The sequence below is a fragment of the uncultured Hymenobacter sp. genome (genome assembly GCF_964243305.1).
In the GTDB taxonomy this organism is placed as follows: Bacteria; Bacteroidota; Bacteroidia; order Cytophagales; family Hymenobacteraceae; genus Hymenobacter.
The window spans coordinates 16,724-27,688 of record NZ_CAXTEF010000039.1; the positions used below are offsets into that span (position 1 = coordinate 16,724).

7 protein-coding genes are annotated in these 10,965 nt (G+C 63.6%); 1 reads left to right on the forward strand and 6 read right to left on the reverse strand.

Features of this window, described 5'->3' with window-relative positions; genetic code table 11:
• Window positions 1-30: 30 nt before the first annotated feature.
• Window positions 31-519, reverse strand: coding sequence for a DUF6438 domain-containing protein (locus ACFE70_RS17265; RefSeq protein WP_375419030.1), 489 nt, complete (start codon window positions 517-519; stop codon window positions 31-33).
• Window positions 520-670: 151 nt separating this feature from the next.
• Between ACFE70_RS17265 and ACFE70_RS17270 the strand changes: the two genes are divergently transcribed.
• On the forward strand, window positions 671-3,166 hold the full coding sequence (locus tag ACFE70_RS17270) for a T9SS type A sorting domain-containing protein (protein WP_375419031.1): 2,496 nt from the start codon (window positions 671-673) through the stop codon (window positions 3,164-3,166).
• A 75-nt stretch (window positions 3,167-3,241) separates the two neighbouring features.
• Here the strand turns inward: ACFE70_RS17270 and ACFE70_RS17275 are convergent, their stop codons facing one another.
• The 5 genes from ACFE70_RS17275 to ACFE70_RS17295 form a co-directional block, all read right to left on the reverse strand.
• Entirely contained in the window at window positions 3,242-3,649 is a 408-nt protein-coding gene (locus ACFE70_RS17275) for a hypothetical protein (RefSeq protein ID WP_375419032.1), read from the reverse strand.
• Window positions 3,650-3,801: 152 nt separating this feature from the next.
• Window positions 3,802-6,561 (reverse strand): choice-of-anchor J domain-containing protein, encoded by a 2,760-nt coding sequence (locus tag ACFE70_RS17280; protein WP_375419033.1) that lies wholly within the window; start codon window positions 6,559-6,561, stop codon window positions 3,802-3,804.
• A 215-nt stretch (window positions 6,562-6,776) separates the two neighbouring features.
• Entirely contained in the window at window positions 6,777-9,566 is a 2,790-nt protein-coding gene (locus ACFE70_RS17285) for a M36 family metallopeptidase (RefSeq protein WP_375419034.1), read from the reverse strand.
• A gap of 499 nt (window positions 9,567-10,065) precedes the next feature.
• On the reverse strand, window positions 10,066-10,401 hold the full coding sequence (locus ACFE70_RS17290) for a transposase (protein WP_375419035.1): 336 nt from the start codon (window positions 10,399-10,401) through the stop codon (window positions 10,066-10,068).
• Window positions 10,402-10,516: 115 nt separating this feature from the next.
• The coding region (locus ACFE70_RS17295) for a PLP-dependent transferase (RefSeq protein ID WP_375419036.1) at window positions 10,517-10,965 on the reverse strand (449 nt) is incomplete at its 5' end.

The window sequence follows — 10,965 nt, forward strand, 5'->3', positions numbered from 1 at the left end:
ACGGCAAGGGGGGTAGGGAATGCCGGCCGCTTACTCCGGTTGCCAGCGCGGTGCGTCGATGATACTTTCGAGCTGGTCTTCCAGCGCGTTGAGGGCAGCGGGGGCGCCGTCGTAGTCCGTCACCTTATGAGTGCGGCCGGCCTGGCTGAACGTCAGGTAGTAGGTGGGCAGGTCGGTGGCGCGCGACTTATAGGAAGTGGCAAAGTCAAAAAACCTGGCTTCCTCGAAGGCCCGCACCAGCGCCGCCTGCTCCGAGGGCGAGAGCTGCCCCCCGAACTGGCCCTGGCGCGGCGCGTTTTCGCGGCCCTCGTAGCGCAGGCGGCCATCGGCGAAAACGGTCAGCACGTCCACGGGGCAGGGGCCGTAGCAGGCGGTGCGCTCGAAGCGCACTAGCACGGGCGGCGGGGCCGGGGCCTTACTGGCCGAGGGGGGGGTAGGGCGGCGGCAGGCGGCCAAGGCGCTGCTCAGCCCCAAAGCCAGCGCCAGGAAGCTCAGCACAGGCCAGCGAAAAGTTTTCATGACTGGAACAAAAAAAGGGGTTTTTGCTTTGCCAACGAACTGCAATCTTCGCCGCTGGCCCGGATTTAATTTGCGGAATCAGCAACGCGGCTAGCGTAAATTTGATGCTTTAACCTGGCAACTACTTGTCTAGCTTCTTTTTTCTTTCTAAATGCCCAAAATCGTACTGCTGACCGCGGCCGTCTGGCTGAGCCTGGGAGCGGCCCTGGCGCAGCGCCTGCCCGGCGTGGAGCTGCGCCCGGCGCGCCCGGTGGTGTGCCCCGCACGGCCCGAAAACATGTTTACCCGGCAGGCGCCGCCGCAAGCTTTTCTGCACCCGAAAGCGAGCCGGCGCGGGCAGGCCGCCAGCATCACGGTCACCTACACCGACTTTACGCCCGAGGCGCAGGCAGCTTTTCAGTACGCGGTGAACATCTGGCAGAGCCAGCTCAACTCGGCGGTGCCCATTCACGTGGACGCGCAGTGGACCAGCCTGGGCCGGGGCGTGCTCGGCTCGGCGGGCACTACCACCGTGGCCCGCAACTTTTCGGGGGCACCCCAGGCCAACGTGTGGTACCCAATTGCGCTGGCGGAGAAAATCGCCGGCCAGGACCTAAATGGTCCCGGCCAAGCCGAAATCTCGGCCAACTTCAGCAGTGAGGCTAATTGGTACTACGGCACCGATGGCCAGACGCCAAGGGGCAAGTATGATTTGGTGACCGTGGTGCTGCACGAGCTGTGCCACGGCCTGGGCTTCGTGGCCAGCGCGGGCTACGACCCCGATACCAGCAACGGCGACTACGGCTACGGCTTCGACACCGGCACTGGTCCGGCGTTGCCTTTCACCTTCGACACGTTTATTGAGACTGCCGATGGCCGCCGCCTGACCGACGCGGGCATCTTCCCGAATCCGGGTACGGCGCTGGGCACCGAATTCATCGGCGGCCAGCTGTTTTTCGACAGCCCGCTGGCGGCGGCTGTCAACCCCGCGCCCGGCGACAAGCGCCCGCGGCTCTACTCGCCCGACCCGTACTCCAACGGCTCCAGCATCTCGCACCTCGATGAGGAAGCCTACCCCGCCGGCACGCCCTTTTCGCTGATGACCTACGCCGTGGGCGCCGCCGAAGCCATCCACGACCCCGGCGAGCTGACGCGCAAGATGTTCGACGAGATGGGCTGGTTTGTGACGGCCATCCGCCACGCGCCCCAGCTTGATATCGAGACGCCCCGCGCCGTGACCGTGACGGCCAGCGTGGAAAGCGACGGCACCGTGACGCCCGGCTCCGTGAGGCTGTCCTACTCAATTAATAACGCGGCCTTCACGACCGTGGCCATGACGCCTAGCGGCCCGGCCGGGCAGTACCAGGGCACCATCCCGAACCCTGGCACCAACGCCACCGTGCGCTACTACCTGAGCGCCTCGGACAACGAAACCCGCCGCATCTACACCGCGCCCGGCCAGCCGGCGCCCGGCATCAGCGCCCGCCAGACCTACCAGTACGTCATCGGCCCCGACGTGACGGAGCCGCAAGCAGCCCACACGCCGCCGCCGTATTTGTTTGATACCGACCTGCCCTTCCAGGTGGTGGTGCAAGCCGCCGACAACCTGGGCGTGGCCTCCGTCACGGTGCCCTACAGCATCAACGGGCGCGCCCGCACACCGCTCACGCTCGCGCGGCAGGCCGATGGTATCACTTACGTGGGCACTATCAGCTCGGCGGGCGGGCCCATCGTGGCCGGCGACGAACTCAGCTACAGCGTGGTCGTCACGGACCAGGCGGCCCGCGCCAACCGCACCACGCTGGGTCCCTTCACGGTGCCGATAGTAGGACTGAAAGCGCCCCAGAATCAATACGTTAATGATTTCAACGCGCCCACCAGCGACTTTGTGGGAGTTGGCTTCTCGGTGGCGCAGCCCGCCGGCTTCACCGACCCGGCCATTCACTCCGAGCATCCCTACCCCGACCAAGCAGACCTAACCTACCAGCTGCTGGTGCCGATTGTGGTGCGCAGCGAGGTGGGGCAGGACACGGTGAAATTCAACGAAGTCGTGCTCGTGGAGCCCGGCGAAGAAGACAGCGAGTTCGGCTCGGTCAGCTTTTATGACTACGTGGTAGTGGAAGGCAGCCTCGATGGCCAGACCTGGACGCCGCTGGCCGATGGCTACGATTCGCGGGCTAACCCGCGGTGGCTGGCGGCCTACAACGGCACGACCAGCGGCGACAACTCCACCGCCGTGGGCACGCCCGCGCTCTACGCCAAGCGCACCTTCAACCTGCGCGACAAGTTCAAAGCCGGCGACGTGGTGCAGCTGCGCTTCCGGTTGTTTGCCGATGAGGCGGCCCACGGCTGGGGCTGGGCCATCGACAACCTGAGTATTCAACGCCTAAGCCTCGCTGACCAGCTGGCCGTGAACGAGCTGAGCGTGTACCCGAACCCGACCAGCGCCAGCCAGGTGCAGGTGATAGCCAAGCTGGCCCGCACCACCTCGGGCCTGGAGCTGCGGGTGCGCAACGTGCTGGGCCAGGAGGTGCGGCGGCAGGCCCTGGCTGGCGCTGCCTCGCAGCTCGACCTGCCCCTCGATGTGAGCGGCCTGCGGCCGGGCCTCTACTTCGTGAGCCTTTTCGCCGGCGGCAAGACGATAACCACCAAGCTCATTATTCAGTAGCAGTGATAAAACGGCTCAAAAAGCCCCGCTAATTAGCTTTAGCGGGGCTTTCTTGATGAACAGGGGGGTAGGGAATCAGCCCAGCCGCTCGGCGATGGCCGCGGCCTGGTCCAGGGCCCGGTGCTGGGCTAGCTCCAGCAGGCGGCGGTTCAGCTCGGCGCGGTGCTGGTCGTAGAAAGCCGCCTCGGCGCCGGTAAACATCGCCGTTATCAGCCCCACGATGGTGTAGCGCAGCTTCACGTTGCGGCCCAGCAGCTCAGTGAGGTAGCGGGCCTGCTCGGCGGGCGGCGCGGCGGCAAACGGCACGTGGTGGTCGCGCAGAAAAGCCGCCACGGCGCGCAGCAGCGCGTCGTTTTGCAGCTTGAGCACCGGCCGCAAGGTGCGGTGCAGGAAGTCGCCCACGGTGCCGTCGGCTTCGGCCGGCAGCTCGGCGGCAATGGCGGGGCGCAGGGAAAGAAGAGTGGCGTCGCGGTCGGTGGTCATGGCATAATCAGCAAAAAGGATGAGTAAAAAAGCGGCTGTGGGTGGGGCGCTTGTTGGAGCGTCCTGCCCGGCAAACAATCAAAAAGACCGCCCTGTTGGAGGCGGTCTTTTTGGTTGTTTGCTTATTGACTGAAGCTGAAAGCTAAGCGCGCTTACTTCACGATAGCAATCTGGCGGGTCAGCCGCTCGTTGCCGTTGCGCACCAGCAAATGGTAGAGGCCCGGTGCCAGCCGGCTCAGGTCGAGCCGGTTGGTGTAGTTGTCGCGGGCCGTGCCCGTGTATACCACCTGACCCAGGTTGTTGGTCACCTGCACGTCGAGACCGCGCTTGGCTTTGGCATCGTGAATTTCGAGGTCGAAAACGCCCGTCGTAGATGGGTTCGGGAACACGCTCACGGCGCGCAGCAGCGCCTCGGAGGTGGTGGCCGTCACGACCGCGGCCGTGATGTTGAGGTCGTCGAGGTAGAGGTTGCCCTGCTCGGCCGCACTATAGACGTGGAAGCCAATGTACTGCGTGCCCGTACTGGCGGGCGTGAAGCTCGCCACGACTGGGGTGGAGGCCGCATCCGCTAGCGCGTAGTTCGTATTAACAATGTTTTCGTTGGTGTAGAGCAGCATCGTCTGCCCGGCGGGGGTGGCGGTGGGGCCGGCTTTCACTTCCAGCTTCTCCACGTAGGGCGAGGGGCTGTTGGCGATGCCCTCACCCCGGTAGCGGAAGGCGACCTGGTAGCGGGTGCCGGCCGCCAGGTTCAGCGCCGGCGTGAAAAACCAGTCATCAGCGGCCTTGCTGCCCGTGATGGCGCTGGTGTAGCGCATCGCACTCAGGCCGGAATTGGGCGTGGCTTTCGTGGTCGCCCAGGTGGCGCGGTCGGCGTTAGCGTCGAGCACCGTCAGGCCGCAGGACAGCGACTGACCGGCCACGGGAATGTCAAAGTTCTGGACGTAGGGAAACGACGCAATAACCGGGTTGGCGGCGCAGGGTGTCGTGAAGGTAACGGGCTTAGTAATCGGAACCAGGTTCGTGCCGGTCGTCGTGCAATTGCCGCGCATATACACCTGATAGGCGGAGGCGGGGTTCAGCCCCGTGAGCGTGAATGGGGAGGCGCTCACCGTGATGGTGGTACCTTCCTTGGCGGGGTCGAAGCCGGGAGAGCCGTAAATCAGCTGGTAGCTCGCGGGGCCGCTGGCGAGGGCGCTGAAGCTCACGCTGGCACTCGTGGAAGTTATGCTGCTCACCGCGACGCCGACGGGGGCCGGACAAGCGGGCGCCGCCGTGTTAAAGTCAACGGCCAGGCGCCAGCCTTGCTTCTGGGGCGGGAAGTTAAGTGGGCCACCCGAGCCGAATGCTAGGTAATAGTAAGAATCAAACCGGAGCGGAAACTCATTTTGATAATCTATGTACAAAGGGTTGTTCTGCTCTTCCAGCGCAATAATAAACGCAGGCGGCACCTGAATATTGGGAATCGGGATGACGGCGGTGCTGCTGGTTGCCGCGCGGGTTTGGATGGGCGAGGTGTAGAGTGCTCTACCGAGCGGGCCATCAATTCCACTGGCATCATACAACACGACTTTGTACGTCGTAGGGGTAGTTGAAACCGTGTCGGGGCCCAATGACAAGGTTACATCGGTGAGGGTGGCAGCAGTAGCCAGCTTGTATACTGCCACCAGAGCGGCTCCGGGAGAGCCAATCCCTACCCCTGCCAGACCGGCCGATGGCGCAGTTGGGTCGTAGTAGCTGACGCGGGTAGCACTCACCACCTGTCCGTAGGTTGCCGAGTTGTTTGTATCATCATCATCTGCCACCGTGCTCACCCGGACGGTGTTGGTGCCGGCGTTGAGGTTGTTGGGGTAGGCCCCAAACGTAATCGTGACCGTATCGCCGGGGGCCAGGTCCGGGATGACGGTGGTCGTGGTAAAGGTGTTCGCCCCGGTCACTTCAAGCGTGGCGACCTTCCCTGTTTGCTTGGTATAGCTCAGGTTGGTGATGAACGCTTTCACCTGGTGTGGCAGGTTGAGCGTAGTAGCCAGCCGGCCGTAGGTGTAGATGGGGCCGACGGCTAGGTTGTTGGCTTTCGCGGGAGTGAAGCTGAACGTGCGCCCGGCCTCCGGCGCTGGCGAGATCCGGTAGCGGAACGACTGAAAGAGGGCAGTGGGTCCGGTGGTGAATGTGGGCGCGGTCCAATCGTCGACGGAGCTTTTGATAAGCGAAACGTTCTGGCCCACGTCACTGCTAGCACCCTTAAGGCCAATAACAGCACTTTTCGCGGCATCGGCGGTGCCAGGTTTGGGTGCGTTGTACACAAAGTCAATCTGGTTGCTGCCCTCGTGCAGCTTGACCTGAAATGAGAAGTTGTCGTACTGTGTCGCTGCGACGGTCGCATCGTTAGCAGCAAAAGCCAACGCTTTGTCGGCGACGTTCTTCCACTGAATGATACAAACCCGGCTGCCCGCGGTGCCGGTCGTGGCGACCCGGTATTCCGCGCCCAGGGTGCCGCCAACCAGGTTGGCGCTGAAGGGCAGCAGCAGGTTAACGTCCGCGGGGTTGGTGCTGTTGAAGGGGCCCGACGCGGGCGCCAGCGCATAGGCATAGCTGGTGGTCACCGGGGCGTCGGCCCCCAGGCGCAGCAGCCCATTGGTGTTGAGGACAAACTGCGTGAACGTGGCGCCATTGTAAGTAAAGCTGAAGCCAATGTTCTGCGCGGCCGAGTTTGCCTCATCGGTGTCGGCCGTCGCAATGACGGTGCCCGTGGTGCCCAGGTCCTCATAGGTGCCCTTGGTGGTCGTGACCGTGTTGGGCACATACGCGAACTGGGCGCGCGCCGCCAGCACCGTACTGCCCAGTAGCAGGGCGGTCAGGCCCAGCTGCCGCAGCCGGGGGCGCCAGGCAGGTAGCCGAAAGTAAGAATTTGTCATGGGAAAGAAAGAGTAAGATGGTTGGAAAAGAGACAAAAAGCCCAGAAGAAGTGAGCCTGCCGGCCACGAGCCGAAACGGTCGGCTGCTGGCTGCTGGCAGTTGGCGGGGGGGTAGGGGCCGGCAGGTGGCTCCTACCCCCCCTGCCAGTAGCCAATCCCGCGAAACAGCCCGGCCGGAGCGGGGGCCAGGCTGTTTTCAGGCGGCGCCGCCGGCCTTAGTGCTGGACCGTTACTTTGGTCGTAAACGTGCCCTGCGTGGTCGTCACGCGCACCACGTAGAGGCCGGCGGCCAAGCCGCTGGTGGCTAGCTCAACGCCGCGCTGCTGCATCTGGGCTGCCGGCACCGAGGCTGCCGGCACAACTATTTTGCCGAGCAGGTCGAGCACCACCACTTGCACGGGGGCGGCGCTGCTGAGCTGCGTGCGGACTATCAGGCGGTCGTGGGCCGGGTTGGGGTAGGCTTCGAGCGGGCTGCCGCTCACCGCGCCGTTGCGGTTGGCCAGCAGCACGGCCTTGGCGTTGGGCGAAATATCGAAGGCCTCCACGACCCCATTCACGGTAGGGAGGCCATTCACGCGGTCGCCCTGCTTGGCACTGTAGCCCATGCCGCGCCGCGCGAACACGCTCCAGATAAGGTCGGCGTTAGCGGCCCGGTTGGTGGCGGAGTCGGCGCGCAGAATAGCGTCGCGCCCATCGAGGAAGCCCGGCTGGCAGACTTGCAGCTTACAGCCGTCAAGTATGAGCTTGAGGCACTTGTTGTTGCCGCCCACCGTCGGGGAAAAGAAATCCGGGTTGTAGCCATACTTGTAGATGAACTGCCAGTTCAGGTCCCACAGCACCGGAGTCCAGATTTCGCCTACATCGTGAGTTTCGCTGGCCTGGTTGGGGCCGGAGCCTATCGTGGCGTAGGTGTAATCGTTGCCCGTGGCCGACATGTTCGTTGAGTAGGGGTTGCTGCGCAAGCCGGGGCCAGTAGCATAGTCCGTGTCTATATCGTATGTAGCTACGTAGCGGTTGGTGCTGCCTACGTCGCCGGGCTGGGTCGTCATCCACAAGCCAAAAAAGTCGCTCCAGCCCTCGCCCATCGTTTGCAGGCCGGTACTAAAATTAAGGCAGTCCGCAGTGCCCCCACCGGTAAGGCGGACGGTGACGCCGTGCCCAAACTCGTGCGAGACCACGCCGTTGTCGAACGAGCCATCAATGTCCGGGGCGGGTACGGCCGAAACTACATTCAGCGTGCCGCCCGCTTGCAGCGCCGCCCGCAGCTTGAAGCCATCGGAGCCGCTGATGAAGATGGCCGGAATGCGCAGGCCTACCGTGTCAATGCCGCCAAAGGTAGCTAAACGGGGGGTGGCCACCGAGTCGAACATAATAACGCCCGTGGCCCCATTGGCCTGGGCTCGCTGCACTTTAGAAGCAAACTGACTGCTGGCCCGTGGGTTGAGCGTGGCAAGCTGGGAGCAGCCGCCGCGCTCGACAAAGGCAATATTGCCCTTGACGGCGTCGGCGTTCACGAAGGGCGTCACGCAGGCGTGGGCGCCCCCATTCTCCGATACGCCGTCGTTGACAAGCACCAGCTTGCCCGTCAAGGGCTTCTTAATCAGGCTGGGACCAAATTGGGCCTGCGCGAAAATGTATGTGCCGGCCGCGCCAGCAGGTCCCGCGATGGTCAGCTTATTATTGTTGGCGTCGCTGAACAAATACATCTGCATCCGGCTAAGCTCGCCGTCGGGGGAAACTGCCATATTAGCGTTATTGCGCCCGCTGCCGTCCTGCGCTTCCGCCAGCACGTAGTCGCCGTCTTTGCCAAACTTTTGTCCCTGGCTATTGACTGTCAGATTTTTATATTGAAAATTCCCCGACGCCTCGTCGAAGCCGTGCGCCATCATAACGTCGTGAAGCATATTATTCCAATAGAACAGGTTCGTTACGCTGGCCGCCACGTTGTTGGGGTCGCGCACGTCCTTGGTCCGGTCGACGGGGAAGTCGAAGGTCAGGTCACGTCCGCCATCTGGTGAAGCCGTCGTGGAGTTGCTATTGGGGCTTTCTAGCTCGCCGCTCGGATTGCTATTATCGTCGTAGGCGGCCACGTTGTTGCCGCGCGTGAGTTGCTTGCCGCTCGAAAGCAGCGAGTACGCATCCTCGAACGTGCCGGCCGGCGCTTGGCCTACCTGCCAGCCCAGGGGCGAATAGCGCGAGCCCACCGGCGCCAGCGGCACCGCCACGCGGGGCGTGAGCAGCGGATTCTCAAACGGCACGGGCACCACCGTCAGGCTATTAGCCGCCTGGGTGCCGAGCACCGAAGCTGGCGCCGCTGTCGCCTTGCGGGCGGCCACCTCAAAAGCCGGCACCTGCCGCCGCTGCCGGGCCAGCGTCCGGAATGCCTGCTGCCCGAATGCGGCGGCCTCGCTCACCACGTAGTCGCTCTTAGTCACGAGTCGGCCGGTTTGTGCATCGACGTAAGCATTCCAGCTGTGCTGCTGGTCGAGCTGGGCAATGCCCACGCGCCACACCAGCACGAGCCGGTCGCCCTGGCGGGCATACATCAGGCGCACGGCAATGTCCTTCTCCGAAATGCCAGCATTGTTGAAGCGAATGCCATCGGCCCCGCGGGCCTCAACCGTCCGGCGCAGGCCCACGGGCCGGGGCAGGCCCAAACTCACGGCCGCCGCCGTCACGGCCTGCTCGGGCGTGAGCGAAGGGGTAGGCGCGCTGGCCCGCGCCGCCGCGCCCGGCACAAAGTCCTGGTTGGCAAAAATCACCTTGCCATTGCGGTCGGTGTGCACGGCGCCCGTGGCGTTGAACACCGCCAGGCCATTCACGCGCTGCTGCAAATACGTGTGCGTGATGCCCGTGCTGACATCCGTGTAGAAGTTAGTCACGAGCACGTCGCCCACATCGGCCGGGCTCAGGCCCTGAGCCCTGGCTTTAGCCTGGAAGGCGGCAAGGGCGGTGGCCGGTGCGGTCTGCTGCGCCACGGCAGCGCCCGGTAAGGTTAGGGCCAAAGCCAGAACCAGGAGCCTGGGAAAGGTAAAAAAGCTTGTCATACGCGGAGGGTTAAGGTGTTGAGAGATTAGCAAGGGCGAAAGACCAAAAGTAGAGAAGTTCGTTAATGAGCAGCTTGCTGTTACTATTTCAGCAGTAAATAGCCTCTTAGCCTGACAATGCATAAAAGGCCAGTCGGCCACCGCAGTAGGCTCTTGAGTCAGCTGGCAGCAGCTAGAGGGGCATATTGATGGCTCTTCGCCGGAGCCAGCGCATAACTTTCGGTAATGCGCCATAACTATTTTGTATAACCAGGGGTAGGAAGCTGTTTACAATCAACTCAGCGGGAGCAAATTTGGAAGCCCCGCGGCACCATATTTTTCACGCACTTAATACTTGTCGAGGAGACGCACCCCAGCGCATGATGCCAAAGTGCGTCAGCCTGTGAGGCCTGACTATTTTCGGGCTTAAGAGGTCAGCGAACCAACTGCTGTCCACGCAGCCTGGCTAAGCCAGCACTCAGTTGGCGTTGACTACTAAAAGGCGGGCACACGCGGCCGTGGAGTCAGCCAGCAGCCGGTGCAGCGTCTTTTCTTCCTGTACCTGGCTCAGCACCCGCTGCCAGACCCCTGTCTTGCACCAGCGCCGGTAGCGGGTATAAACGGTGTGCCAGGGCCCAAACTGTTCGGTCGGCAGGTCGCGCCATGACACGCCGCAGCGCGTGCGCCAGAGCACGGCCTCGATGAAGCGGCGCGTATCCCGGGCCGTCATGCCCGGCGCGTGTTTGTGGCCCGGCAAACGCGGCGAAAGCCGCTCCCACTGCTCGTCCGTTAATAAAGTCCGGTCTTTATTCATGACGCAAAACGCGGTTTGGGTGAGTAGCTATGAAAGAGTAAAAGCCTGGCGGGCAACGGTCTGGCTATCTGATGGTGGCGCGAGCCGGCTTCGGCCAGCAGGGGGGGTAGGGAGCTTAAGCCGCGGCGGCCTCCACGGGTGCCCCGCGGCGCACCAGGGTCAGGGCCTGGGCCAGGTCCGCCAGCAGGTCCTCCACCTCTTCCAGCCCCACCGACAGGCGCACCAGCCCATCAGCGACGCCGGCCGCGCGGCGCACCTGGACCGGGGTCGACTCGTGGGTCATGGTGGCGGAGTGACAAATCAGGCTCTTGGGGCCGCCCAGGCTCACGGCCAGCTTGAACAAGCGCGTGGCCGTCACGAAGCGCGTGGCGGATTCCACGGAGTCGTCGGCCAGGACCAGCGACACGATGCCGCCGAAGCCTTGCGGCGGCTGCCGCCGGGCCAGCGCGTGGTTGGGGTGGGTTTCCAGGCCAGGATAGTACACGCGGCTGATTTCCGGCTGGGCTTCCAGGAAACGGGCGATGGTCAGCGCCGAGCTGCAGTGCTGCCGGATGCGCAGCGGCA

What these genes read in the sequence shown, in the direction of transcription:
- ACFE70_RS17290 (WP_375419035.1), bottom strand. Translation starts at nt 10,401, where the DNA reads ATGAATAAAGACCGGACTTTATTAACGGACGAGCAGTGGGAGCGGCTT.
- ACFE70_RS17275 (WP_375419032.1), bottom strand. Translation starts at nt 3,649, where the DNA reads ATGACCACCGACCGCGACGCCACTCTTCTTTCCCTGCGCCCCGCCATT.
- ACFE70_RS17270 (WP_375419031.1), top strand. Translation starts at nt 671, where the DNA reads ATGCCCAAAATCGTACTGCTGACCGCGGCCGTCTGGCTGAGCCTGGGA.
- ACFE70_RS17265 (WP_375419030.1), bottom strand. Translation starts at nt 519, where the DNA reads ATGAAAACTTTTCGCTGGCCTGTGCTGAGCTTCCTGGCGCTGGCTTTG.
- ACFE70_RS17280 (WP_375419033.1), bottom strand. Translation starts at nt 6,561, where the DNA reads ATGACAAATTCTTACTTTCGGCTACCTGCCTGGCGCCCCCGGCTGCGG.